This is a genomic window from Corynebacterium sp. CNJ-954 (assembly GCF_001942345.1).
Classification (GTDB): domain Bacteria; phylum Actinomycetota; class Actinomycetes; order Mycobacteriales; family Mycobacteriaceae; genus Corynebacterium.
On sequence record NZ_MKKI01000045.1, the window covers coordinates 51,621 to 76,614 of the forward strand.

A 24,994-nucleotide genomic window follows, 5' to 3' on the forward strand; every position below is an offset into this window, starting at 1 on the left:
CCAACCCTACCAGCACGAACTGCTGTTTCCGCTACGGGATAGGATGTGCGTTATGCGCATCCTCGTCATCGACAACTACGACAGTTTCGTCTACAACCTCGTGCAGTACCTCGGGGAACTCGGCGAGGACTGCACGGTGTGGCGTAATGACGCCGTGGAGCTCGGCTCCACGGGCGAAGACCTGGTCGGCGCACTGGAACCCTTTGACGCGGTGCTCGTTTCCCCGGGTCCGGGTGACCCCTCATCTGCGGGACGCACTCTCGACGTCATCGCGCACTGCGCTGCCCGCCGCGTCCCGCTGCTGGGCGTCTGTCTCGGGCACCAGGCCCTCGCACAGCATTTCGGTGCCGACGTGGTCCGCGCCGACGAAATCTTCCACGGTAAGACCAGCCCCGTCACACACGACGGCACGGGTGTTCTCGCCGGAATCTCCAGTCCGTTCACTGTCGCCCGGTACCACTCCCTGACGGTTGATCCGGCGACTGTCCCGGCGGAGCTCGTCGTCATCGGTCGGGTCGCCTCCGGGATGATCATGGCGATGCGTCATGAGTCCCTCCCGTTGCACTCGGTCCAGTTCCACCCCGAGTCTGTGATGACGGGCAACGGCCACCGCATTCTGGCCAACTGGCTCGCCGACGCAGGACGGCCCGTCGACGAGGCGGAACTCACCCGCCTCGCGGAACGTCACGCCGCGACCCTCGCAGGGGCGACTGCCGCGGTGGGGAGCTGACCTAGCCGGTCACGGAATCCCCAGGGCGTTGACCCGCACGGTGATCGGGGCGTTCCGGTCGATCGTCTCCCCCTCCCGGGCGGACTGTCCGACCACCCGGTCGACGGCGAGAGGATCGAGCTGGTTCACGTTCGTGCGGGTCACCCGGTCGGGGCCACCGCGCCAGCCGGCCTGCTGCAGGGTGCTGTAGACCTCGTCGTAGTCCTTGCCGACGAGCTGCGGCATGGTGAACTGGTTGCCGCGGGAGACCTCGATCGTGATGGTCGTGCCCCGTGGCTGGGTGGTGCCCTCGTTGGAGGCGGACAGTACCCGGTTCTCGTCCTCGGAGGAGTCGACCATGGAGACGTCGACCTCGAATCCGGCGTCCTCGAGGTTCTGCACGGCATCGTCGCGGGACTGGCCGGTGACGCGCGGCACGCGGATGTCCTCAGGCCCGGTCGAGACGGTGATGCCGACCTCGGTGCCCTTGGAGACCTGCGAACCCGAGGGGTGGGTCTGTTCGATGATGTGGCCCTCGTCGACACTGTCACTGGACTGTTCGGAAACATTCGACCGCAGGCGCAGACCGGCGTCCTGCAACGCCTGCTGTGCCTGTTGGGTCGTCATGCCGGTCAGGTCGGGGACGTCGGTGACCTCCTGTCCGGAGGACACCAGCAGTGTCACCTGGGAACCGGACGGGACTGATGACCCGGCTTCAGGGTCGGTACGGATGGTCTCGTCGCGAGGTACCTCGGCATCCGCGCGGTCCTCGACGGTGACGTCGAAGCCGGCGTCCTCGAGGGTGCTCATCGCCTCGTCCCGGGGCTGCCCGGAAACGTCGGGGATCTGTTTCTGCTCGCTGGCTTGTTCGGTGTCGTCGCCGCCGAACCAGTTCCAGGCGACGGCGGTGCCGCCGCCGACAAGAGCCAGGATGGCGATGATCCACAGCGCCACGACCCAGCCGCGGCGGGGCTTCTTCTCCTTGCGGGGTGCCTCAGGGGCAGGCTCCGGGGCGGGGGTAGCAGCCGCCACCGGCGCGGCAGCCGGCATGTGCGTTGTCGTGGCCTCGTGCACGGGTTCATCCGTGTAGGCCTGCGCCGCGAGGGGCATTCGTCCCTCGGCCATGCGTTGCAGGTCCGCCGCCATGTCCGCGCTGGAGTCGTAGCGGTCGGACGGGTCCTTCGCCATGGCCGTCAGCGTGACCGCATCCAGGGCGAGCGCCGGATCCGGGTCAAGGTTCATGCCCTGGACCTGTGACGGTGGGAGCGGGGTCTCCTGCACGTGCTGGAAAGCCACGGAGAAGGGGGACTCGCCTGAGAACGGGGGTTGGCCGGTGGTGATCTCGTAGAAGACACACCCGGCGGCGTAGATGTCGGAACGCGCCTCGGCGGACTTGCCGCGGGCCTGCTCCGGGGAGAGGTACTGGGCGGTACCGATGACGGCAGCGGTCTGCGTCATCGCTGAGCTGGTGTCCGACAGCGCACGGGCGATGCCGAAGTCCATCACCTTCACCGCACCGGTGTTGGTGATCATGATGTTCGCGGGTTTGATGTCGCGGTGGATGATGCCCGCCTCGTGGGAGAAGCCCAGGGCCCGACACACCTCCGCCATCACGCGGGACGCCTCGTCGAGGGGGAACGGGCCGGAGTCGCGCACGATGTCGCGCAGCGTCTGCCCGTGGACCCGCTCCATCACGATGTACGGCACGGAGCCGTGGGCCTCGTCAGTCTGGCCGGTGTCGTAGACGGCGACGATCGCGTGGTGGTTCAGTTTCGCGGCGTTCTTCGCCTCACGGCGGAAGCGTTCCAGGAAGGTGTCGTCGCGGGCGAGATCCGCCCGCATCATCTTCACCGCGATGTCGCGTCCGAGTAGTTCATCGGTCGCCGCATAGACGTCGGACATACCTCCGGTCCCGATAATGGGCCCCAGGAGGTACCGACCGCCGAGCCGGGTATTGCTCAGGTCCATGCTGCTCCCTTCCTCACGTTCTGGCGCAGGTGACGCCGCGAACACTCCTTCTTCAGGAGACTACCGATGTCTCGGCTCCTGGTGCGAATAACACCCGTCACAGAGGCCCCATGACGCTCCAGCCGGACTCCTCGTCCCCGGAGTCACCGTCGCCGGTGGTCCCGGCGTTACCACTGGGATTCGGTTGTTCCTGGGATGCCTGGTCAGAGGTGTCCGGGATCGACGGCTCCTCCGTCGGCACCTCGGGCTCCGGAGCCGTGGTCTGGGTCGGTTGCGACGGGTTCGTCGTGTCCGTCGGACCATCCGTCGGAGTCTCTGACGGGACGGTCTCGGTGGGGGTGTTGTCGTCCGTCGGGGTCTCGACGGGGTCCTCGGTCTCGATCGGCTCGGGGACGACGGTCTGCTCTTCGGTGACCTCACTGGTGACCGTGGTCGTCTCCGTCGGTGCCACCGCGCCGTCGTCGTCACCCTGGGTGAGGAACCACACCAGGACGCCGAGGAGTGCGACGAGGCCGATGCCCAGCGCCCAGATCCAGCCTCGGCCCCCGCGGGTCCGGGGTGCCGGCCCCATGTTCGCCTCGTCGGTGACCTCACTGAGCCGGCTCTGGCCCGTCGGGGACTGGGCGGCGGCTGCGGCAACCGCGGCGGCGGCCGGCTGCACCCCGTTCGCCGGATCCGGGGGCATCTGACCGTCGCGCACCGGAACGGTGGCCGCGGCGAGCTCCGCACCGTCCTGGTAGCGGCGGACGGGGTCCTTGCGCAGACAGACCGCGATCAGCTGGCGCATCGGCGCGCTGATGGTGTCGGGGAGCTCGGGTGCGGGTTCGTTGATGTGCTTCAGCGCCACCGAGACCGTGGAGTCCCCGGAGAACGGCCGTTCACCGACGAGGACCTCATAGCCGACGACGCCGAGCGAGTAGACGTCGCTGGACGGGCGGATGGACAGCCCCTGCGCCTGTTCCGGGGACACGTACTGCGCGGTGCCGACGACCATGCCCGTGCGGGTCAGTGGCACGGCGGAGGCGGCCTTGGCGATACCGAAGTCGGTGATCTTCACGACGCCGTCGGCGGTGACCATGAGGTTGCCGGGCTTGATGTCGCGGTGGATCAGCTGACGTTCATGGATGGCCTGCAGGCCGACGGCGGCCTGGGCGATGAGGTCGAGGACCATCACCTCCGGCAGGGTGCGTTGCCGGCCGAGGATGTCGGCCAGCGACTCGCCCTGGACGTACTCCATGACGATGAAGCAGTAGGCGATGCCACTGCCGTCGACGTCGGCCTGCTCGCCGTAGTCGAAGGTGCGCACCACGTTCTCGGACTGGATGGTCTCCGCGGCCTCTGCCTCCTGGCGGAAGCGGTCGCGGAACTCCGCGTCATCGGTGAGTTCGGGTTTGAGCACCTTGACGGCCACGTCCCGCTCGCCGATGGTGTCGAAGGCCAGCCAGACGGTGGACATGCCGCCACGGCCGATGATGCGGGACACCTCGAACCGCCGCCCGGCGGCGGAGTCGTAGTGGGTGTCGAGGACGCGCTGGAGGCGGTCGGCGGCCGCCCGGTCGCGTGGGGTCATGTGTTCGGGATCCACGGGGCCGGAGTGCTCTTCGGGGGTGCTGAAGACACGGGTGCCGTCGGGGTCACTGGGGTTGTCGGGATCGTCGGGACCGGTCACGTCTGTCACCTCGCTTCCTGGACTTACTGGGCTTCTTGGAGTGCTGCATTGATGACTGCCCGTCCGATGGGCCCGGCGACGGAACCACCGGTGGCGGCCTGTCCGGCGTCGCCACCGTTCTCCACCAGCACGGCGACGGCCACGTCGGCGTCCTCGGCGGGGCCGAAGGCCACGTACCAGGCGTGCGGGTTGGAGTTGCGGGAGTCCTCGCCGTGCTCGGCGGTACCGGTCTTCGAGGCGATGTCCGACGACCCGCCGGCGTACTCCTCGGCGCCCTGCATCAGCTCGGTGAGCTGCGAGGCGACCTCGGAGTCGATGGCGCGTCCGGCTTCCTTGGGCCGGGTCTCCTGGATCACGTTGAGATCGGAGCCGGTGACCTGCTTGATGATGTGCGGCTTCATGCGCACGCCGTCGTTGGCGATCGTCGCGGCGATGACCGCGTTCTGCAGCGGGGTCAGCGCCACGTCGCGCTGGCCGATCGCGGACTGGCTCAGCGCCGCGGAGTCCGGGATGTCACCGATGGTGGAGTTCTGGATCGGAAGGCCGAAGTCCTCGTCGTCCTCCGCACCGATGCCGAAGGCTTCGGCGGTGGCACGGAAGGACTCCTCGCCGTGGCGGTTCACCAGGTCGACGAAGGAGGTGTTGCAGGACTTCGAGAACGCCGTGCGCAGCGGCACCTCGGGGGCGCCGCAGGACGTCCCGTCGTAATTCTCCAGGGTGGTCGTGGTGTCCGGCAGCGTGATCTGCGACTCGCCGTTGACCATGGTGTCGGCGTTGTCGCCCGCGGCCAGGGCGGCCGCCGTGGTGATCAGCTTGAACGTGGATCCGGGGGGCTGGGTCTGCTGGGTCGAGCGGTTCAGCAGCGGGGCGTCCGGGCTCGCCTGGAGCTCCTCGAAGGCGGCGTCCGCGGTGGCGGAGTCGGTGCTGCTGACGACGGACGGGTCGAAGCTGGGGGTCGAGGCCATCGCCAGCACCTCGCCGGTGGACGGGCGGAGGGCCACGACGGACCCCGAGTAGCCGCGCGACGACAGCTCGTCGTACGCGACCTGCTGCACGTTGGGCTGCAGCGTGAGTTCCACGTTCGCCCCGCGGCGCTCCTTACCGGTGAGGGTGTCCCAGGCGCGGGTGGCGAAGAGTGAGTCGTCCGTCCCGTCGAGGATGGAGTTCTGCGACGCCTCGATGCCGGAGGCGCCGTAGCGGTCGGAGAGGTAACCCAACACGGCACCGTAGGAGGCGGGGGTGGTCGGGTAGTCGCGGGTGTAGAAGCCGTCCTCGTCCGCCTGGGACTCGGCGAGCACCTGGCCGCCGGCGGAGATCTGCCCACGCGGGATCGACTTCATCTCGTAGTACTGACGGGAGTTCAGTGAATTCTCCGCGTAGCGGGAGGTCTGGAACCCCTGGATCCATGTGAGGTTGACCAGGAGGATCACGACCAGCACGAACGTGAAGACCGAGACGTTGCGGATGGACCTGTTCATGAGCGGGCCTCCCTGGCGTTCTGGCTGACGTTCTGGTCGTTGACGACCGGGTGGACGGATGTCTGCGGGTCGGCGTACCGGGCATCGGCGTCCGTGGTCTGCTGCTGTGCGGCCTTGCGGGTGTTCACGTCATGGGAGATCTTCAGCAGGATCGCCAGCAGGATGTAGTTCGCCAGCAGACTGGACCCGCCGTGGGACATGAAGGGGGTGGTCAGACCGGTCATGGGCAGCAGTTTGGACACACCACCGGTGACCACGAACACCTGGATCGCCAGGGTCAGCGACAGGCCGGCGGCGACGAGCTTGCCAAAGGAGTCCGGGGTCTTCAACGCGATGATGAAGCCACGGGTCACGAACACCGCGAACAGCATGAGCACGGCCGCCAGCCCCACGAACCCCAGTTCCTCACCGATGGAGGACATGATGAAGTCGGCGTAGGCGACCGGCACGTTCTGCGGGTAGCCCTCGCCGAGTCCTGTCCCGGTCAGCCCACCGAAGGACATGCCGAACAGGGCCTGGGACAGCTGGTAGCCGGTCCCTTCCTCGTAGGTGGCCAGCGGGTCGATGAAGTTGGTGAACCGGTCCTGGATCTTGTCGGAGATCTGGAAGACCCCCCAGGCGCCGATGACGGCCAGCCCGAGTCCGACGACCAGCCAGGACGATCGTCCGGTGGCCATGTAGAGCATGCCCAGCACCGTGCCGAAGAGCAGCAGGGCAGGGCCGAAGTCGTTCTGGAAGATCGAGATGAGGATCGCCAGACCCCAGACGAGCAGGATGGGTCCCAGGTCGCGCAGGCGGGGGAACTGCAGCCCCAGCACGCGGTAGCCGGCCACGGAGAACAGGGCGCGCTTGTTGACCAGCAGGGCGGCGAAGAAGATCAGCAGCATGATCTTGGCGAACTCGCCGGGCTGGATGGAGACCGGGCCGAGGGAGATCCAGACCTTGGCGTCGGCGTTGATCGAGGTCGGCCACACGATCGGCAGGGCGGATAGGATCAGACCGCCGAGACCGAGCAGGAACGCGTAGTTCTGCAGGCTGTTGTGCGACTTCAGGAACCAGATGACCGCGGCGAAGATGACCAGCGCGATCACCGTCCACATCACCTGTGAGTTGGACCGGGTGGTCTCCGCGGCCAGGTCGATCCGGTAGATCATCACCAGACCGATGGCGTTGAGCATCGCGGCGACCGGCAGCAGGATCTGGTCGGCGTTGGGGGCCTTCAGACACATCACCACATGGGCCACGCCGAAGATGGCGATGTAGCCGCCGACGAGGACGGCGACCTCGGAGTTGAGCTCATTGCCCTGCGAGAACTGCAGGGCGATCAGCGCGATGCCGAGGATGACGGCGGAGAAGACCAACAGCGCCAGTTCGGTGCCGCGGGCGTGGGCGTCACGGAACACGTCAGTTCACCTCCCGGCACGACACCCCGGGTGTCGTCAGGTCGGAGGGCTCCCCGCCACGCGAGCCTCCTCCGGTGTCGCGGGTGACACAGACCGGCAGGGTCTGTTCGGCGAGACGACGGATCTGCCCCTGGATCTCGTCGTAGGAGTCACGCGGGAGGTTGTCGAGTGTGCCCCGGGCCGCCGGGGTCAGGTCGGCGGTGGAGAAACGGTGGCAGTCGTCGTCACTGTCGGCGGGAAGCAGCCGGACGTCCGCGTCATCGGAGAGGCAGACCTCCTGGTAGACCGACTGCGTCGAGATGCCCAGGATGCTGCCCGGGGCTCCCTGGTAGATCTGGATCGGCGAGCCGGACTCGGCGGCTGCCGCCGTGGTCGACGGGGCCGGTCGGGCCTCCGAGGAGACCGGGGCGTCGGACGGGACCGCGGGTGCCGACGGGACGGCCGGTGCGGCCGTCGAGGTGCCTGCCCCGCCGGTCACCGGGGGTGTCGAGACCGTGGTGGTTGCTGCGGCGCCGCTGTCGGCGACCGCGATGAAATAGGACTGGCTGAGGGAGTCGCGGACGTACCAGATCGTCGCACCGGCGGCGACGATGAGCACGAGGGCGGCGGCGAGAGTGATGATCAGCCCCTTGCGGCGACGCTTCTTCGGTTCGGGCTCCTCGGCGTCCGGGTCCGGCGACGGGGACTCGGCACCGGGTTCCGGCTGCGCGGCACGGGGGCGCTGCACGATGTTGACCGCTGAGGCACGGCCCGCGGAGGTGTTCGGACGGGGCAGTTCCGGGGCGTGGTGTTCACCGCCCCGGCCAGGGCGGGGGCGGTGGGCAGGACGGCGCCCTCCGGCAGGGTCGCCGGGTCGACGACATCGGCCACGACCACGGTGACGTTGTCGGGACCGCCGCCGCGCAGGGCCAGGTTGATCAGCTGTGAGCCGGCCTCCTCCGGGGTGCCGGTGGCCAGGACGTCACGGATGGTGTCGAAGCTGACCGGGTCGGACAGACCGTCCGAGCACAGCAGGTAACGGTCGCCGGGCTGCGCCTCACGCAGCGACAGCGTGGGCTCGACCGGGCGACCGGTGAGGGCCTTGAGGATCAGCGAACGCTGCGGGTGGCTGCTGACGTCCTCGGGGGCGAGCTTTCCCTCGTCCACCAGGGACTGCACGAAGGTGTCGTCCTTGGTGATCTGGGTGAGGGTGCCGTCGCGCAGCAGGTAGCCGCGCGAGTCGCCGACATGGCAGACACCCAGCGACGCCCCGTCGAAGAGCATGGTGGTCAACGTGCAGCCCATGCCCTCCTGGGTGGGGTTGTCGTCGACGTGGGCGGCGATGGCACGGTTGCCGTCGTCCATGGCCTCGGCGAGCATCGTGAGCAGGCGCTCGCCGGACGGTTCGACGCCCTGGGACAGGGTGTTCTCCAGAACGTAGAGCGAGGTGATCATCAGCTCGGAGGCGACTTCGCCTGCGGCGTGACCGCCCATGCCGTCGGCGAGGGCCAACAGGTGGGGCGAGGCGACGGCGGAGTCCTCGTTGTTGGAGCGCACCAGGCCGCGGTCGGACAGGGCCGCGTAGTTCAGGGCGAGGGGCGTGGCGGTGGTCTCTGTCATGCTTCCAACCTCACCGTGGTCTGGCCGATGCGGATCTCCTGACCTGCGGAGAGCTGTTCGGGCTGGTCGATGCGCTGGCCGTTGAGGAAGGAACCGTTACGTGAGTCGAGGTCCTCGAGCAGCCAGGTGCCGGACTGCTGGAACAGCCGGGCGTGGGTTCCGGAGGCGAAGTCGTCCTCCAGGACGATGGTGCAGGACCCGGAGCGGCCCAGGGTCACGTCCTGGTAGCCCTGCAGATTGAGTGTTGTCCCGGTCAGTGGGCCGGACGTCAACGTCAACGAGCCCGGGGGAGTGGCACGACGGAATCCGCGGCCGCCCGACGGTTTCGGGCCGGACGCGGCGCCCGTGGACGGGCCGGAGGCAGGCGCAGCACCTGCTGTGGCTGCCATGGCGTTCACGTCCTTACGCATGGCGCGGACGGCCACCCAGACGAACAGCCACAGCACGACGAGCAGGGCGATCTTGGCGAGCAGCACCAGAGTCGTCTGCATTCGGGGTCATCTCCTTCGTGCCGGTGGGTTGACCGGTCGGTCAACGTTTGATCCTACCGGCTGAATCTACCTTCCGGAGGCCCCGTCAGCTGAAACGAACGTCGATCTCGCTGTGCCCGATGGTGATGACGTCGCCGTCGGCGAGCAGCCAGCTGTCCACCGGAATCTCGTTGACGGTGGTGCCGTTCGTGGACTTCAGGTCGGTCAGCACGGCGTCGTACCCGTCCCAGGTGATCTCGGCGTGCTGACGGGAGACGCCGGTGTCCGGCAGGCGGAAGTCGACCGCATTACCGCGGCCGATGACGTTCGTGCCGTGCTGCAGCAGGAAGCTGCGGGCCGAGCCGTCCTGGAGGTAGAGGGTCACGGTGGTCTGGGGGACCTGTTCGCCGGCGGCGGCGTTCGCGGCACCGGTAGCCTCGTCGGCGTTGTTCGCCGGGGCCTGGGCGTTGTGCGAGATCACCTCGGTGCCGGGGTAGCTCTGCAACGGCTCGCCGAGGTCGGGGTCCTGTTCAGGCTGCTGGTCCTGCGTACCTGGGTGGTCCTGCTGCGCTGCCTGGGCGGCCTGCGGGGACTGGGACGGACGCGCCAGCCCGACGAGAGGATTCGGGTCGGCACCGGGGGAGGGCTCGTCGGCGTCGTAGGAGTGGGCGACGGAACTGCGCCCGGAATCCGGTTCGCTGCGCGGCCAGTGCGGTTCGGGCTGCTCGGTCTTCTCGAAGGAGGAGCGGGCCTTGAGCTGCCCGGTGTGCAGGCCGTCGTCCTTCACGATCTCCACGGCGACGGGATGGTGGCTGTCCCATCCTTCGTTGCGGATGAAGCGTTGGAGCCGGCCGCGGAGTTCGTTGGCGAGGTCGGGGCGCTTCTCGAGCAGGGCGGTGTGGTCGTGTTCGGAGACGTGGACGCGGTAGGAGGAGGGGGCGTAGACGGTGCCGCTGTGGTCCTCCATGAGGGTGTCCTCGACCTCCTGCTTCAGCAGTTCGTCGATTTCGGCGGGGACGACCTCGCCGCCGAAGACGCGCGCGAAGCCGTTGTCCAACCCGCGCTGCAGGGAGCTGTCGAGCTTACGGAAGCGACCGAAGAGGTCCATGGTGGTTACGCCTCACCTTTCGTTCTCTCGTCCCGTAGGGCCGGTTGCCTTCATCGGGGTGCTGGTCCGGCGGGGTGCTGGACCGGAGACGGCACACGTTGTCGGCCCACTATACGGACTGCAGCTGTGAAGTGGGTGCAGCTCGCCGGGTGTGTGGCGGGGAGAGGGTCTGAATACCGGCGTGGCCTGTGACTTTGTGTGTGGTGGGTGACGGTGATAATGTTGCTCTCCGTTGCAGAAGCAACCCACGTCGATACGTATCGATGCCACGGGCGAGTGGCGGAATGGCAGACGCGCTGGCTTCAGGTGCCAGTGTCCTTCGGGACGTGGGGGTTCAAGTCCCCCTTCGCCCACAGTGAGCGGTTCACGAATTGAACCGGCCGGAGGTCACAAACTCGAAAGGGTTTGTGACCTCCGGTTTTTCGTTGTCTGGGTGACGTGACGGCTGAGAATCTCAGTCGGGGGAGTTGCGTGGCGAAGTCCCGAACAGCGGTGGACGGGGCGGATTCCCCGAGGGTTTTCGGTGGGGTCGGTCATGAACTCTCTGTGCCCCGGGAGTCCACCGTCTCTATGCCCACCGTTGCTGGCGCTCACATTGTGTGTTGTGGTGTGGGTGCTGTTCTGGAGCGCCGGTGGAAGACCTCGGGCTCCGCGCCGAGTGCGGAGTATCGCGGCCACTTGATTCGTGGGGCGGTGGGGATTTTGTGATCAGGGGTTGCCGGTAGCTGCGGTCCAGGGACCTTTTGATGAGGAAGAGTCCATCAGTGAGGAGGTTGTCATGCTGTCGAAAGGGCTCAGTGAGGATATTGCAGCCTGGGGGAGACTCTCTGAGGCTGAGCATGCCGAACGCCTGCGTGGCTGCGTCGCCGATGAGGTGGTCGGAAACAAGCGTATGGCGGGTCAGCCGGTTTCCGCTGCCTGGGAAGCTGAGGCGCGCGCAGTAGAGTTAGCCGCTGGCGGATACACCACTCAAAAGGACTTGACCCTGGGGTGCCGCGATGCCCACCCAAACTTCGTTTGATCGCGGCCCACCCCAGCCCACGATGAAGATCGGCCACCGACGTCCCTCCGGTGTCCGGACTTTGAACCCCACTGTCTGTCTCGTCCTCGCTTCGCTGCCGGGATTCATGGACGGGTTGGACAACGACCAGGAGTGAACCCTGGTCCACTACAAGGGTGTACGGCGGTAGAGGTGACCCATGACTAGTCACGGGCCCGACGATTGACCTCACGGACAAAACGGGTCGCTTCCTGATGCTTCCTAGCGCTAGCGCTCGTGATCATCGAGCCTCCATCCGGAAGCTCTACCGTCATAAACAACAGCCCCTCATCCTTCTTCGCCGAACTACCCACAATCGCACCTGCAGCGCCAAACAATAGAGCACCACCGAGCACACGACCCCCACTGACACGGTTGCGCGCCGCCGCGCCCGTATCAATCGTCGCTTTCGCCCCGGACCTGGGATAGATCTCACCGTCATACCAAATAGAGTCCGCCGTGACGAAAATGTCACCGAACTCCACCACGACATCCTTACTGCTCAAGTCATCCGGAAGCCGTGCAAGGCCCGCACCCTGACGAAACAGGTCCGAGTGTGCCCGTTTGATGTCCTTCCTGGCATCGGCAGTCTCCTGCTTCGCTTTAGCTAGACTCTCCTTGGTGCGCTGTCGGCTTTCCTCCAGGTTCTTCTCCCGCTGCTCCTTCTTCGATTCCTTCTTGTGCAGGGCTTCCTCACTCTTCGCCCGCTCCAACTGAAGGTCAAAACCCTTATCGCCTTTGCGGGATGCAATATCAACCCCGGCCTGCAGCTGCGGAACCGGTTCCCACCCCTCAGGCAACGTCATCTCGCGACCAGCTTCGATAACATTATCCAGAATATCTCGCACCTTACCGGCGTGTTGACCGGACGCAGTAAAAGAGTAGAGGTCATGAATCGAGTACTTGGGGCCAGGGTGCGCCACATCCATGGGGCCGATCTGCAAAATAAAAACACGCGCCATAGTGCCCTTGGAGAAGTAACCTTCTACAGCCGCATACGGTAATTCGACTGGACTTAGACGACGCTTTTCTTTTGACCCGGCGAGCAGATTGTGACTAAGGGTGAGGATTCCCCTTGAGTCATCCGACTCCAATGTGCAGTCCTGAACTTTTACCCTCACCATGACTCCTTTGTCTACGTATCGCTTCGCAATACAACTACGATCGTTACTCACCCAATGACGTTACCCGCCCGACGGGGGAGGTGCGTGGGGTGCCGCCGCGCCCACCCAGCCTCACGGCCGCAGCCTCCAGACTAGGGCAAGGGCCGACGGCAAACCGTCGGGTGTTGACTCCACCGCCTGTCTCGTCCTTGCTTCACTGCGCTTTTCGAAAGCACGCAACAGAGCCTAGTGACGTGTGGACATCCTCGATAGCCTTCTGTTCACTTCTCCCATTCCTGATCGGTCAGTACCTGAGCAAGTAACCGGCGTCCGGCGCTGCGGGTCCGGGCGTCGGTGTCGTCGGCCAGGTCGGCGCCGGCAACCAGGCGGGGCACCACGAGCCGATCATCAACCGTGCGGGCAGCGGCACGATAGAGACCGACATCATCCACACGCACCGTCAGGTTGCCTCGGCTACTGGGCAGCAGGACGTATCCTCTGACGAGCTGCACGAGGTTCTCACTTCTGACGTAGACGTCCGCGTCGCCTCCGGTGCCGAGTCCGAGGTGGTAGCTCTCCACCGCGCTGATCCCGGTACGAACGACCCTGCTGTCGGTGAGCAAGGCCGTCAGGTCCTGTGGCCCTACCTTGTAGTGGTGGATGCTGCTGGCGCGTCTGCTCATCCAGCGGCGGACAACATCGACCTCGGTGGCCGACGAGAGTCGGCGGCGCAGTCGGGAGCGTTCCGTGGCGCTGAGCCAGGCCCCGGGTCCACCGTCGGCGAGGTCCGCGGCGGCCCAGGCGGCCCGCGGGGACATCGCCCGGCTATTAGCTCCGGCAGAGGTGAGGCCCCGTTGGTGCTCGACGCTGGCGGCGTCGATGAGCCAGAAGGTGCTGACATGTCGGGCGGTGAGCTCGCCGGAGTTGATTAGGGCCCGGACCCGAGCCTGGGAGACGTCCAGACGTGCCGCGGCCTCATGGGTGGTCAGCTCCATGCGCACAAGTGTAGCGGTGGCGCAATAGAAGTGTTCACATCTTGGCGGGGTGGCTACTTGACTGTCCAGTTGTTTCCGCAGCTTTGGCAGACTGCGATCTTCTGATTGCTGAACTTTTGGCGGGTCGTTCCCTCGGGTCACGGACACCTACCGGCCTGTGCCTTTTCACGGCAGAACGGCGAGGGTGAGCTACGTACCGCTGGTGCCGAATGACCGCCTACGATGACTGCCTTTTGTGTGCCGTCGAGGGTGACGGGACCCGCGCACAGGAACTAGAAGAGATCCGGCACCCGTGGGGATCCCTCGCGGGGCCCATGGTCGGTCCGTTGGTGGAAGGATTGAGGCTATGAACCACGTCATCCATATCGAACAGCATCTCGCCGAGGACGGTCACGCTGCTGGAAGTGTCGACCAGTTCCTGGATCGGGTTCTTGATGAGCTGTATGACCAGGGAGTTGAGGCTGACTACCAGGCGACGGTCAGTGCCCTGGAGGTGGTCTGGACGCTGAACTCGAACGCTGGTGACCGGTTGGCTGCGCTCATTGACGCGTGCACGTGCATGCGGGTCGCCCTGAACGCTGTGGGGCGGTCGGGTGGATGGATGGTTCGCGATGGTGGTGACGGGATCGTCGAGGTGAAAATGTCTGGCGAGAGGTAGGTGTGCGCCTAGTGGTCTGGTGAGAGCCGTGTCGGTCATTCTGGGGGTCCTCTACTTTCTGCGGTGTCCCCACAGTCCCGGGGTGCTGTTGAGTTTCGGGGAGACCGACTCCCACATATCGCGCACCCGGGTGAGGATCCGCAGCCCCAGCCAGGTTCCCACGAGAATGTCCCAGTTCAGGTGGCCCAGGTGCTCTTGGGTGAGTGCTTACTCTCAGCGCGCTGGTCGACATCGTGCCCCACCTGCGGCTGCAGCAGGGCGGAGGACGCCAGGTGTTTAGCCCTGCGCCCTGTCGTGGGTGACCTCCAGGTGGATCCCGACGGTGATGCCGATGCTCACCAGGTCGTCGAGGGTGAACCTGTCAAGGCGCGCTGCGGACAGTTCGGCCAGGCGAGGTTGGGTCACCCCGAGTGTGCCGGCGGTGGTGTCGGCGTCCCACCGTTTTTCGGCGATGCGGTCGTTGATTGAGGACAGCAGTGCTGAGCGTATTCGGAGGTTCTCGGCCTCTGCCGGTGTGTCGGCGAGGGCGTCCCATACGCTGGTGGTCCTGGTGACGGGGTTGTTCACGGGGTGTGTTCTTTTCTGCGTGTGTGGTTAGTCGGGGACTTCGTTGCGGATGCGGGCGATGGTTTTCAGTTGGTCGGGTGTCAGGTCGTCGAGGGGGAGCTTGTCCATCGCTATCGCCCACCACACGGTGGCGTCGATGCCGCAGACTTCGCAGATGTGCTCGAACCGGTCGGTGGGGCTGAAGGCTCGGTGGTCGAGACGGTCATTCATGGTGGGGGTCTTGTGGTGGGAGTTGGGTGTCGGGTTCATCCTGGCTGTAGAGGCGGATGTAGTGGTGGGCGTGCTGTTGCCGCCGGCGGCGGGCGTGTTCGTAGCTCAGGTGGATCTCGGTCTCGGCGGCCATGGCGGCGTAGGCGGCGGCGATGGCAGCCTCCGAGTTCGGGCCCTCGGTGTCGCTGTTGGTGCCAGGGGCGGTGTCGTGGTCGGGGTGATGGTTGGGCATGGGGGTGTGCCTTCCTGGTGACTCCATCCCGTGGAAGGGTGAAGAGATCGACTGTAGCGGTGGTGGGACGTCATTCTCAAGATTCTGAGCCGACTTCTGCGCAGGTGGGGCGGGGTGTGTCATGTTCTGCGCAGCCTGACAGTGAAGGTTCCGGCACTGTGAAGCCGAAGGGGCGCAACGGCCGGGGTGAATCCCCGGCAAGCACTTGTAGGGTGGGGGTACTTCAGAAGGACAGACGGCAGGAGAGTGGATGGCTTCGCGCACGGGCTCGACCCCGTCGGCGGGGAGGCGCCGGGCGCTGGTGACCGGTGTCGGCAGCCTGGTGGACCTGAATGGTGGGGTCACCTATCGCAGGATGCAGGAGTTGATGCCTGCGCCGAAGCGGCCGATGACCCGTGAGGAACTCGAGCAACTGCTTCAACGGTTGGATCCTCAGGCGTAGGGCAGGCTCATGGCCGGCTGCGCAGAACTCGACACATCCCGGTGGTGAGTTGGCTTCTGCGCAGCCTGAGTTCTGTCAGGACCAGGGGTCATCGCTCGGCGGCCTTGTCACGGGCAGAGGCGTTGGCGCCTTCGGGGGTGTCGGTGCGTGCGATGCGCCTGGTGGCGAGGCGGTACGGTAGTCCGGAGCTGTGTTCGCGCCCGGTGACTTGTTGCAGCGTCATGTGGTGCGCGGTGATCGACTCGACGGTCTCCTGCCCGACTGCGCCGTCGTAGTCCTCGAGCTCCACTTCGCGGGTGGGGAGTTCGATGGTGTCCCACTTGAATAGTCGCTGGTAGTCGACATGGCACGTTCTAGGCGTCACGCAGCCGGTTCATGAGGTCGGCGTGTTCGGTGACGAACTCGTCGGCGAACCGGGCGAATTGTTCTGCCGGGGTCTCGGCAATGTCGTCGGAATCATGGGAATCGGGAAGGTGTGGTGTGCCGGCGGGGTGGTTGACGGCGGTGTGCGCGGCCCACAGGCGGGCTTCCTCGGTGCCCCACAGTTCGATGATGGGGCTGAGGTGGCGGTAGATGTAGAAGGCGGGGCGTGGGTCCAGAAGGTGGGTCGTCAGGGTGTCGATGTCTTCGGTGGCGATCCAACGGGTCAGTTGTTCGGCGGTCTCAGTGTGTTCGGGGTCCGGTTCTGCCTCCGGTTTGCCGGCGGTGAGGTGTTTCGCCGCGGCGGTGATTTCGTTGCGTGCTACGGCTTTTCTGCCCTCGCCCAGCCGATAGCCCCTGCCACGGATTCTTTGCAGCGTCATGCGGTGCGCGGTGATCGACTCGACGGTGCTCGGGTCTACCTGCCCGGCGTAGCCCTCGAGGTTCACCTCAGGGGCGGGGAGTTCGATGGTGTCCCATTCGAACAGTCCCTGGTACTCGACATGGCGGTGGCTTGTGGGGACCTGGGTCAGGTCATCGTTGGGGTAGGTGTAGGTGAACCGCTCCACCGCTATCGTCCAGCTCCAGTCGGTGGTGTCGAGGATGGCCACCGAGCCGTCACGGGTCTCCTTGTTCAGGCTGATGTCCAGTACACCGGCGACTGGGGCGGCGAAGCGGGTGTGGTGGTGGCCGTGAACATGTACTCGTGGGCTCGCGGCGTCGCGGACGCCGGTGAGGTGAGCGCGGTTGGTCTCGCCGGCGGGTTCACCGGCTTTGTCTTGGGCGTGCTCGCTGCCGTGGGCCAGGGCGGTGAAGGCTTCGGTGGTGGTTTCGTGGGTGACCAGGATGTCCACCGGCGGTTGGTCAGGATCAGTCGCTGCGGCGATGGCTCGGTCGGCCTGGGATTCGGTGATGTTCTCTGCGGGCCACCAGTTGAGTCCTTCGGTGCGCCACTGCTTGTCGATGGAGGATGCTCCGCCGAGGAACAGGATCTCCACCCCGGCGAGGCGGGCGCGGGTGCCGCGGGGCATGTAGGTGACGTTGTCACTGATGCGTATTGGGTGGGGTGTGTCCGGGTTCAGGAGGTTGGGGTTGTCGTGGTTGCCGTCGATGAAGCGGACGTCGACCAGGTCGGTGGGGATACCGGTGTCGTGGCAGGCTTGCTCGATAGCGGTTTGTGCCTTCTGCGCCATGTCGGGGTGCCCCGGTGGCTGTGGTGGGACTTCGTCGCCGTAGAGCCAGTAGTCGCCGCATTGGATGATGGTGGTGGCCCCGGCTTCGAGGGCGAGGGCGACGGTGGTTTCCAGCGCGATGTCTTTGCGGTGGATGTCGCCGATGAAGGCGATGAGGTTGGGGTCGGGGGTGACGGGGTCATGGTTGTCGACGGTGTCAGGGTTGAGCACGGCGGGTGTGTCCTCGGTGGTGTTGTGGGAGCGTGACGATAGCACCGGCGGGAGCGGGTTGGCTAGAAACTTGTGTCCACTTCTGCGCAGGGTGCGCGGTGTCAGAATTGTCGGGCAAAGCCACCGCCCCTACCTCAGCGAATCATTGCGTGAGGCGGAGTACGAGCAGTTCCTCCACTACCAAACTCATCACCGAGCCCTCGCGGCTATCGGAGGTTCGCCTCCCTCAGCGCGTGATCACAATCTCACGGGGAACGTCAGTGTAGCGATGCTTCGTCCAGCGGGTCTTCCTGATTCGGTGCTGGTGAGGTGGTTTTAGTTGCCGACGACCTTGGAGACGGCCTGAGTGAGTTGCTCATCGGTGAGAGTGCCATTGTCACGCAGCGCCACCAGGCGCTCGATCTCTGCACTTGTTGACTTGTCAAGGAGTGGCTTCGCTTCGATGAACGGGCGGGCCAGGTGTGGGAATGTCGCTGGGTCGAGGATCGACTTTGGGAATGCTGAAGAATCGTAGGGTATGTCCCCGGGATTGACGGCCACTTCAAAGCTGGCGTGGTTCTCCGGATGCTCCTTCTTGTAGTCGACGATCGCCTTTGCTCGAATGGATAGGGAGTCACCGCCGCGTTTCATCTTGTTCTTGACCTCGGTAGCTTCGTTCGGGTCGACCAGGACTGCGCCATCCAGGTACGGTGCGACGAACAGAGTTGGTTCGGTCCAGTCACGGTTTGCACCAGATCCTTGGAAGTTCACGAGCTTGATGTCTGCTGGCTTTGCAGCAGCAGAGGCCTTCACGCTCCACAGATCGGCACGGGCCTTAGTTAACAAGTCACCGAGATCAAAGCCATCGGCATTATGCCCTGCAGGGGCGACGAGGACGCCAGCTGACCACGCGGCAGCAGCGAGGATCCATTCGGCTGCGCCCCCGAACAGGAAGCGAGCGCCGCGGTCCGTCGGGTTGGCGGCGGTCAGTAGTTTCGAGAATGCAAACTCTACCTCTCGACGCACGGTGGCGTTGGACTCGATGTGATGCTTGAACTTGTCGAACTCGGGTGAACCGCTGGTCGCCATGGCTGACTCCTGAATCTGTGTAGGAAGTGCTCAGGAACAGATTCAATCAGATTTTGGCGGCCATGTCCTCGGTATAGAGCAGGGTCAGGTCAGGAACGGTTCCGAGGACAGCTTCGTCAAGGCGGGCTACCTGCTCCCGCGGCCGTTTGACGTTCTCGTTGTGTTTCCCGGCGTTGAGCTTCGTGGTGATGTGCTCCTCCTCGGTCTCCTGCAGCTCGTCGGCGAGGGCTGCGGCTGAGTCTGGGTCGACGAAGTCTGGGACCGGTGTGCTCATAAGGACGCGGCGGGGGAGGGTTACGCCCCCGTCCAACGCGCGCCACCATAGGTACGGGATAGTTGAGTTCAGAACGATGGCCGCGCGATCACGGTCGCTTGCGTTCCCGAAATACAGGGTGGCCTTAGAACCACGCCTGAGGTTCCGGAAGGCAGCGGATATGAAGTAACGGGGTGTCAGGGCGACGGTGAGTGAGTAGTCGGTCTCGTGTTGGACGATGAGGTCCCTCAGAGCCGTAGGTGCTTGAGTCAAGTGTTCCCAGAGTCCTTCGAGTCCTGGGGCGAGCTTCACCCACTCCTCGGCTGGTCCAATGTAGCGTGGGCACAGTAGTTCGGCTGCCAGGGAGAAAACACGTGGGCGACTGGCAGAGCGCCAGCGGATGATCGGGGTGATTTTCCATTCGGTGGTCTCAGGTGAGCACACAGTGATGGCGGCGCGGACGAAGTTCGTGCTCGAGGTGTTCGTGGAGCCGAACTTGTATCCTCGGAACAGGGTATCCGGAACGTTGTCGAAGACGTAGATGCGCCCTCCTGTGCCGCAATTGTTGACGACCTCGCGTAGAACGCGGAACTTCGGTGCCGACAGGTACGCGGCGGGCGTGACCGAGATGAAGCCCTTTGACGTAGTGGCGATGCGCTCCAGGAAGTACGCGAAGAGCTCCCGGCTGTCCTTAGTCTTGTAACTCGGTAGGGTAGCGGTTCGCGCGTAGGGCGGATTTACGATCACAAAGTCGTGGTCAGGCAGCCGGGTGAGTGTTAGGAAGTCTCGTCGGATCGAGCGTGAATGTAGAGCCCTTAGCCCCTCCACGTCGCCAATATCCAGGTAGCCAGCGCCGATTAGTGCCACTGCGGATAGTAGCGCGGTCTTGTCGATGTCCATGAGAACCAGGCGGTCGCGTACGAAGCTAGCGCGGTCAGTCTGTGCTTTGGCCAGGTACCAGGCCAGGGTGCCGACGCCGCAGCAGGGGTCCAGCCAGATACCTTCCGGAAAGCCGGTCGAGTGCTGAGCCATGAACTGTGCGGCGTCGTCCGGAGTGAAGTACTGTCCAGCAGCTTTGCGTGAGTTTGCATCAGATAGGGCGGTCAGGGCTTCGTAGCAAACCCCTACTTCGCCGATGGTTAATCCCTTTAGGGGGTTGTGGAGTGGATCGAACGGAGTGGTGCCGAGGATCTGCTCCATTTCGTTGGAGAGGTCCTCGCGCTGGTCGGTCACCAGCGTAGCTATGGCTCTCAACCAGTTGATTCGGGTCTGCATTGGCGTGGCTGACAGCAAGTCACGGATGACCGCTGACACGGCGGACGGAGAGAACGCCGCCCGGGTTTCGGGGTGGGCGTATGAGGTGGTCATGGGGGCCTCCGAGATATTTTAGCTATAAGCTCTTTTTTGATAGTACACGCCGGGCGGTTGTGAAGCCATTCCGAGACGGCAATTTTTCCGCATCGGTCGGGGCGAGCTCAGGTAGCTTCGAACTATGCCTCTCAAACACAACGAACCTGAGCGCGCTGCGATGTCCACATTGTCGGACCTGCTGGGCATCGAGCACTTCACTACTAGCCGCGGCGGTACGGTGAGAAAAGACTTCATTACGGCAGTAGCTCGATCCCTCGGTGCGTCCGATGCTGACTTCTTCCGCGGCTCGGAGTCGGGGCGGCCGGGAACATCGAAGAACAAAGACGAGGTACTGGCTCTCGCCTGGGAGCTGGCGCGTAAGGAGCCCTTCCCCACAGAACAACTGGTTGAGGGCATGACGATCACGAACGACCACATCGAAGCGATCGTCGAGGGTGTTATGGAGTTCGGCCTCGGGCCCGCACTGGACCCTGAGCAGACGACTGGGTTCCACGACTTGGAAGACGAGCGCCGACGTCGGGTAGCGAAGCAGACGGTCCGTGAGGGGCAGTCGCGCTTCCGTAATGCGGTACTTGATGCTTACGGCAACAAGTGTGCGATCACCAAGACCAATCTCCCGGTAGCGCTGCAGGCCGCGCATATTGCGCCGTACAAGGGGCGCGACAGTAACCGGGTGAGTAACGGCTTGTGCCTGCGATCTGACATCCATGCGATGTTCGATCGGCATATGCTTGCCATTCACGAGGACAGCTTCGCTGTCTTGCTCTCACCAGCAGTACGGGCCACCACCTATCACCAATTGGAGGGAGCGAAGCTGCACGTCCCCAGCCGAGAGTGCAACCACCCCGACCGTCGTGCGCTAGCACATCACCGCGAAAAGTCCGGCCTCGACTGAGGCTCAGCGTGATTGGTGCTGGGAGGGTCGCATAAACTAAGTTCTGCAAATCTCCCCTACGGCCTCGCCCGCGTGTCATACTGTCCCCGGCCGCATCCCCCAGCGGCCAGACCCCGGGTCGAGCACCCCCCTTGCCGCGTCACGCGGTAGCGCTCCCCGGGGTCGACCTATACGCCGCGACACTAACCAACCCCGCACGGGGGTGATTTGAGGGGACACATGACCCAAAGGTCACCAAGGGAACTGTTACACCTGGCCACACTATCGCGTACAGCCATCTCACTGACGCGATTGGGGCATGGAGCACGCACGATTCGAAAGAACCACAGTGGCAACTAGAACATTGCCCGTACGATTGCGTTAAACACCGTTCGCGGCGAAGTTGTGCTGACCTGCATGTTTTCCTTGCGGTGGGGGTCTTCATTGGTACATCGTGGACACATGTCGCTGACGCTAAAGCGCTCCGGAGGCAGGACATCACAACGTTAGTTCCAGAGCACCACGATGCTTCGAGGAAGGAGACCGGTATGAACGACGACGTGCAGCCCGCGTTCGGTCGACGCCGTAGCGAGCTCCCCGAGGACGGCCTGGTGACGATGAAACTGAAGGTCCCCGCCCGGGTGGCCCGCCTGATGCGGCGGCAGTCCGCGATCGAGCGGCGCACCCTCAGTGGCATCGCCTCTGTGGCGTTGTCCGAGTACTTCGACCGGCACCCCGAGGAGAGCTGGACGCAGGCGACATAACCCAACCGAAAATGAAAGAACGGGTCCCGGCTGGCACCGGAACCCGTTCTGAAAGACCAAGACCTCCCGACTACCAATCAAGCGGTTTTGGCACTGACCCTGAAAGGATCAACGATGTTGATTTTGCCATGCCCGGGCACGTCGGGCAACCCTCAGCCCTATTCTGACCTGCGGTGTGTCGACTTCTGCGCACACAAGGGGCTTGTCGGGGCGGTGAATCTCTGATGGGCCGGCACAAGAAGATGGCCGCAGCATCCCCACCCACCCCGGCATCGCAGAACGATGTCTACGGCCCTTTCCTTGAGGCCGCTCCGGCGCCGGTGCGTAAACTCACCCGACGCACGCTGCCCGATGGTGGCGCAGCCCGCCTGGCGGCGTTGTCGACGGTGAGTATCTATGGGCCTGTCACCCCGTTGAAGACGCTGGCTGTGCAACGTGCGGCTTTGGTGGTGGCCCATACTCCGTTTGTCAGCGAGTACCAGGACCGCAAGGCCACCCGCCTGATCACCAGGGTGCTGGTGGATGACGCCCTGGACTCGCAGGTCGTCGACGAGGAGCGCACGCTGACTGGTGCCGGGGTGGCGCGTTGGTTGGCCAGGCAGTCAGGGCGGGTCACTCCGCGCAGTCTAACGACCTACCGGCTGATTCTGGAGGCCGCCGGCCGGGTGCTGTATCCCCAGCAGTTTCCGCCGTCTCGGCGTAGTCGAGCGTCGGTGCCGCGCAAGAAGGCGCCTGCGGCGGTACCTGCCGAGCGCGTCACGGAGCTCTACACGATTGCCTCAACGTTGCGGGAGGGTCTGCGGCTGCGGTTGCTGTTGGCGTTGGATCTGATCACCGGGGCGGGGTTGCGCGCTGATGAGGTTCGGGAGGTTCTGGGCACGGATGTCTCCATGGTGACCATCGGCCCGGGACATGACGTCGTGGTGATCACCGTGCGCCGTTTCGGGGTAGTGCATCGCCGGGTGCCGGTGATCAGCCCGGCCAAAGGCCACCGGCTGATCACCCGGGCAGGCGAGGTCGGTTCGGCGCCGTTGATGCCGGTGACCACCAGTGGGCAGGTCAGCAGGAACGCGGTCAACAAGATTGGTGAGGACCTGCGCAAACTGGGGCATGTCGGCTTCGACGCGGTCGGGCTGCGCAATCGCTGGATCGTCGATCTGGCGGTGCGGCACGGGGTCCCGGCTGCGGCGCTGCTGCGCCTGGCCGGTGTCAGTGATCTTCGCGCGCTGGCTGATCAGGTTGATCTGCTTCCCGCCTACAGTCCCGAGCAGCTGGCGCAGATCCTGCTGGCCGCCGACGAGCAGGGGGATGCGGCATGAGTGAGCGGGAAAGGCCGGCGACATACTGTTTCTTCGACGAGCATTTCGAGCGCTGCGTGCAGTTGATCGAGCGCTCCGGGATCGTCAAGATGATCGAGACGTACCACCGGATGCATCGGGGGCCGGGTGGGCGAACACCGACAGGGCGGCGTTACACGCTGACGGCGGTGTTCGCCACTCAGTTGGCGATACTGTCGGGAGTGGCGCGGGTACCCAGCTACGCTGAAACCGCTCGGCAGATCGATGTGCTCAGTGATGCCCAGACAGTCCGGGTGGGGATGGACCCGTCCAACCGCTCTCTGGTGCAGAGTGACTACAAGGCCATGTTGGGATGGCTGTCCCGGATGCTGGCCCCGTTGGATCCGGGGGCAGACCTACCTGCCAGGAGGGTGAGCAACAAGGCTCATCGTGAGCAGATCGCCGGGCGTAGCGAGGAGCAGCAGGTGGCCTCTGATCTGGCCAGGCAGCGCCTGCATGACATCGTCAACGCCCTGCTCGCCGCGTCGATCACCATCGACATCCCCACGGACGGCGAGGTGTGCCGGATGGTCGATGAGACCACGGTGGATCTGGCCCGACCTGATCGCGAGCTGGGATCTCGGGACGACAAACTGCGGGGTGCGGCGTCGATGGGGCGATACTACGTCCGCGACGCGATCGACAACGCCGTCCATACCGACGGTGCCAAAGTCAGGAAGACCAAGAAGCATGGCTTCGGTATCGGGGTCACCGCGCTGAGCGTGGGCGGACCGCCGCAGCATCCGACGAAGATTCCCGCTCTGTTCACCGCCGCGGCGATCGACCATCCGACGTCAGCGTCTGTCGAGGCCCTGGCGACGGTGATCAGCTACCACAAGCTGCATGGTTTCGATCCGGAGCGAGGCCAGCGGGCCCGGGCTCCGTACCTGGTGGTGGACATGGGCTACAACCCCAAGGTTCGCTTCAACGATGTGGTGTTGGATGCGGGGTACGCGCCGGTGGTGCGTTACCCGGCACATTTCCATACCGTGTGGGCCAGTGACAGCGCTGAGCATGGCTACGGTGGGGTCTCGGCTGGGCCGGTGCAGATCGCCGGGGATTTCTACTGTCCGGTCGCCCAGCAGGTGCTTGGCAACGACCGGATGATCAAGCGGACCGAGGACATCAAGAAGGCGAAAAACGACGGTTTCGACAAGCATGACCGTCTGCTGGAACGGATGTTTCCCCTGTTGATGGGGCTCAACTCGCGTCCGTACCGCAAGCGGTCCCGCCCCGGGCGCCGCGGCCGGGCGCAGGATGATGCCAAGCAGTCGGTGCGGATGGATCTGGTGTGCCCAGCCGTGCAGGGGCGGGTGCGGTGCCCGCTCAAGCCGGCCTCGCTGGACAACGATGACCCGCAGGTCCCGCTGCTGGAGCCGGCATGGTCGGCGGATCGCTACCGGTGTTGTCAGGGGTCGCAGCTGACGGTGAGTCTGTCGAAAGATCAGTGGCGCATGGCTCAGTGGGGCGGACTGGTGCCCGGGTCGTGGGAGCACACCTTGTACTACGAGACGGTGCGCTCGGCGACCGAGCGGCAGTTCTCGAAGCTGAAGTCCCCACACATCAGCGGGTTTGAGCACCTGACGTGGTCGGCCCGCCGCGAGCCGGCGATCAGCATCCTGATCGGACTGTGGTTCGCCGCGACGAACATGGCCACCGAGGACGCCTTCATCGCCCGAGGCCCTGCGGAGTCGTCAGTGAGGTATCGGATGCGTCAGTTGGCCGAGGATCTGGGGCATCCGCCGACGAGGATCCCGCCGCGCACGTAAGTGGTGGCACCTCCCCACAGTTCGGAGGCGGGGTGAAAAAGAAGGGTCCGCCGGTTATGTGACCGGCGGACCCTTTGTGGTGCTG

Annotated in this window: 25 protein-coding genes and 1 tRNA gene; 9 read left to right on the top strand and 17 right to left on the bottom strand. The window is 64.9% G+C overall.

The window, feature by feature from the left end; all coding sequences use genetic code 11:
* The first annotated feature begins 52 nt into the window (after positions 1–52).
* The gene (locus tag BJF89_RS16530; protein ID WP_075816170.1) at positions 53–730 is read left to right on the top strand and encodes an aminodeoxychorismate/anthranilate synthase component II; all 678 of its coding nucleotides are present in this window, start codon (positions 53–55) and stop codon (positions 728–730) included.
* A gap of 9 nt (positions 731–739) precedes the next feature.
* Here the strand turns inward: BJF89_RS16530 and pknB are convergent, their stop codons facing one another.
* From pknB to BJF89_RS16565, 8 genes are all read right to left on the bottom strand, one after another.
* A complete protein-coding gene (gene pknB, locus BJF89_RS16535; protein ID WP_075816171.1) occupies positions 740–2,677 on the bottom strand; it encodes a Stk1 family PASTA domain-containing Ser/Thr kinase in 1,938 nt (645 codons plus the stop codon).
* Between the two features lie 97 nt (positions 2,678–2,774).
* On the bottom strand, positions 2,775–4,346 hold the full coding sequence (locus tag BJF89_RS16540; RefSeq protein WP_369803757.1) for a serine/threonine-protein kinase: 1,572 nt from the start codon (positions 4,344–4,346) through the stop codon (positions 2,775–2,777).
* A gap of 23 nt (positions 4,347–4,369) precedes the next feature.
* A complete protein-coding gene (locus BJF89_RS16545) occupies positions 4,370–5,824 on the bottom strand; it encodes a penicillin-binding transpeptidase domain-containing protein (protein ID WP_075816172.1) in 1,455 nt (484 codons plus the stop codon).
* Positions 5,821–7,227, bottom strand: coding sequence for an FtsW/RodA/SpoVE family cell cycle protein (locus BJF89_RS16550; RefSeq protein ID WP_083650989.1), 1,407 nt, complete (start codon positions 7,225–7,227; stop codon positions 5,821–5,823). The genes BJF89_RS16545 and BJF89_RS16550 overlap by 4 nt, the downstream gene beginning before the upstream one ends.
* Before the next feature lies 1 nt (position 7,228).
* Positions 7,229–7,954 (bottom strand): hypothetical protein, encoded by a 726-nt coding sequence (locus BJF89_RS20090; RefSeq protein ID WP_255372730.1) that lies wholly within the window; start codon positions 7,952–7,954, stop codon positions 7,229–7,231.
* The gene (locus tag BJF89_RS20095; RefSeq protein ID WP_369803758.1) at positions 7,849–8,826 is read right to left on the bottom strand and encodes a PP2C family serine/threonine-protein phosphatase; all 978 of its coding nucleotides are present in this window, start codon (positions 8,824–8,826) and stop codon (positions 7,849–7,851) included. The genes BJF89_RS20090 and BJF89_RS20095 overlap by 106 nt, the downstream gene beginning before the upstream one ends.
* Positions 8,823–9,317 (bottom strand): FHA domain-containing protein, encoded by a 495-nt coding sequence (locus tag BJF89_RS16560; protein ID WP_075816173.1) that lies wholly within the window; start codon positions 9,315–9,317, stop codon positions 8,823–8,825. Before BJF89_RS16560 ends, BJF89_RS20095 begins: the two co-directional genes overlap by 4 nt.
* A gap of 85 nt (positions 9,318–9,402) precedes the next feature.
* Complete coding sequence (locus BJF89_RS16565) at positions 9,403–10,404, bottom strand: DUF3662 and FHA domain-containing protein (protein WP_075816174.1); 1,002 nt, start codon at positions 10,402–10,404, stop codon at positions 9,403–9,405.
* A 270-nt stretch (positions 10,405–10,674) separates the two neighbouring features.
* On the opposite strand from BJF89_RS16565, the gene BJF89_RS16570 reads away from it, so the two are divergent.
* Both BJF89_RS16570 and BJF89_RS18955 read left to right on the top strand, forming a co-directional pair.
* Positions 10,675–10,757: transfer RNA gene (locus tag BJF89_RS16570), tRNA-Leu, on the top strand.
* A 645-nt stretch (positions 10,758–11,402) separates the two neighbouring features.
* Positions 11,403–11,561, top strand: a complete 159-nt coding sequence (locus tag BJF89_RS18955) for a hypothetical protein (RefSeq protein WP_158026093.1) — start codon at positions 11,403–11,405, stop codon at positions 11,559–11,561.
* 46 nt (positions 11,562–11,607) lie between these two features.
* Here BJF89_RS18955 and BJF89_RS16580 read toward each other — a convergent pair whose 3' ends face one another.
* Positions 11,608–12,618 (bottom strand): hypothetical protein, encoded by a 1,011-nt coding sequence (locus BJF89_RS16580; RefSeq protein ID WP_139312140.1) that lies wholly within the window; start codon positions 12,616–12,618, stop codon positions 11,608–11,610.
* A 209-nt stretch (positions 12,619–12,827) separates the two neighbouring features.
* On the bottom strand, positions 12,828–13,541 hold the full coding sequence (locus BJF89_RS16585) for a helix-turn-helix domain-containing protein (RefSeq protein ID WP_075816177.1): 714 nt from the start codon (positions 13,539–13,541) through the stop codon (positions 12,828–12,830).
* A gap of 346 nt (positions 13,542–13,887) precedes the next feature.
* On the opposite strand from BJF89_RS16585, the gene BJF89_RS16590 reads away from it, so the two are divergent.
* Complete coding sequence (locus tag BJF89_RS16590; protein WP_075816178.1) at positions 13,888–14,199, top strand: hypothetical protein; 312 nt, start codon at positions 13,888–13,890, stop codon at positions 14,197–14,199.
* A 276-nt stretch (positions 14,200–14,475) separates the two neighbouring features.
* On the opposite strand, the gene BJF89_RS16595 is transcribed toward BJF89_RS16590, so the two are convergent.
* The 3 genes from BJF89_RS16595 to BJF89_RS16605 are packed head-to-tail and all read right to left on the bottom strand — an operon-like array spanning position 14,476 to position 15,208.
* Positions 14,476–14,766, bottom strand: coding sequence for a helix-turn-helix domain-containing protein (locus BJF89_RS16595; RefSeq protein ID WP_075816179.1), 291 nt, complete (start codon positions 14,764–14,766; stop codon positions 14,476–14,478).
* Between the two features lie 27 nt (positions 14,767–14,793).
* Complete coding sequence (locus BJF89_RS16600) at positions 14,794–14,976, bottom strand: hypothetical protein (RefSeq protein ID WP_075816180.1); 183 nt, start codon at positions 14,974–14,976, stop codon at positions 14,794–14,796.
* Positions 14,969–15,208 (bottom strand): hypothetical protein, encoded by a 240-nt coding sequence (locus BJF89_RS16605; RefSeq protein WP_075816181.1) that lies wholly within the window; start codon positions 15,206–15,208, stop codon positions 14,969–14,971. Before BJF89_RS16605 ends, BJF89_RS16600 begins: the two co-directional genes overlap by 8 nt.
* Positions 15,209–15,458: 250 nt before the next feature.
* Between BJF89_RS16605 and BJF89_RS16610 the strand changes: the two genes are divergently transcribed.
* Complete coding sequence (locus BJF89_RS16610) at positions 15,459–15,650, top strand: hypothetical protein (RefSeq protein ID WP_075816182.1); 192 nt, start codon at positions 15,459–15,461, stop codon at positions 15,648–15,650.
* 88 nt (positions 15,651–15,738) lie between these two features.
* Here the strand turns inward: BJF89_RS16610 and BJF89_RS16615 are convergent, their stop codons facing one another.
* The 4 genes from BJF89_RS16615 to BJF89_RS18735 all read right to left on the bottom strand — a co-directional run bounded on the left by BJF89_RS16615 (position 15,739) and on the right by BJF89_RS18735 (position 20,162).
* A complete protein-coding gene (locus tag BJF89_RS16615; protein ID WP_075816183.1) occupies positions 15,739–16,014 on the bottom strand; it encodes a hypothetical protein in 276 nt (91 codons plus the stop codon).
* Positions 16,004–17,473, bottom strand: a complete 1,470-nt coding sequence (locus BJF89_RS16620; protein WP_075816184.1) for a metallophosphoesterase — start codon at positions 17,471–17,473, stop codon at positions 16,004–16,006. Before BJF89_RS16620 ends, BJF89_RS16615 begins: the two co-directional genes overlap by 11 nt.
* Before the next feature lie 315 nt (positions 17,474–17,788).
* Positions 17,789–18,541: a hypothetical protein gene (locus BJF89_RS16630; RefSeq protein WP_075816185.1), complete on the bottom strand. Its 753-nt coding sequence runs from the start codon at positions 18,539–18,541 to the stop codon at positions 17,789–17,791.
* Between the two features lie 46 nt (positions 18,542–18,587).
* Positions 18,588–20,162 carry an N-6 DNA methylase gene (locus BJF89_RS18735; RefSeq protein ID WP_075816186.1) on the bottom strand — a complete coding sequence of 525 codons (1,575 nt, stop codon included), beginning with the start codon at positions 20,160–20,162 and terminating at the stop codon, positions 18,588–18,590.
* 124 nt (positions 20,163–20,286) lie between these two features.
* Here BJF89_RS18735 and BJF89_RS16640 point away from each other — a divergent pair, with 124 nt between their 5' ends.
* The 4 genes from BJF89_RS16640 (at position 20,287) to BJF89_RS16655 (ending at position 24,909) form a co-directional block, all read left to right on the top strand.
* Entirely contained in the window at positions 20,287–21,060 is a 774-nt protein-coding gene (locus BJF89_RS16640) for an HNH endonuclease (protein WP_083650994.1), read from the top strand.
* A gap of 527 nt (positions 21,061–21,587) precedes the next feature.
* On the top strand, positions 21,588–21,803 hold the full coding sequence (locus BJF89_RS16645) for a hypothetical protein (protein WP_075816188.1): 216 nt from the start codon (positions 21,588–21,590) through the stop codon (positions 21,801–21,803).
* Between the two features lie 224 nt (positions 21,804–22,027).
* Positions 22,028–23,122, top strand: coding sequence for a hypothetical protein (locus BJF89_RS16650; protein ID WP_075816189.1), 1,095 nt, complete (start codon positions 22,028–22,030; stop codon positions 23,120–23,122).
* Positions 23,119–24,909, top strand: coding sequence for a hypothetical protein (locus BJF89_RS16655; RefSeq protein ID WP_075816190.1), 1,791 nt, complete (start codon positions 23,119–23,121; stop codon positions 24,907–24,909). The genes BJF89_RS16650 and BJF89_RS16655 overlap by 4 nt, the downstream gene beginning before the upstream one ends.
* The last annotated feature ends 85 nt before the right edge of the window (positions 24,910–24,994 follow it).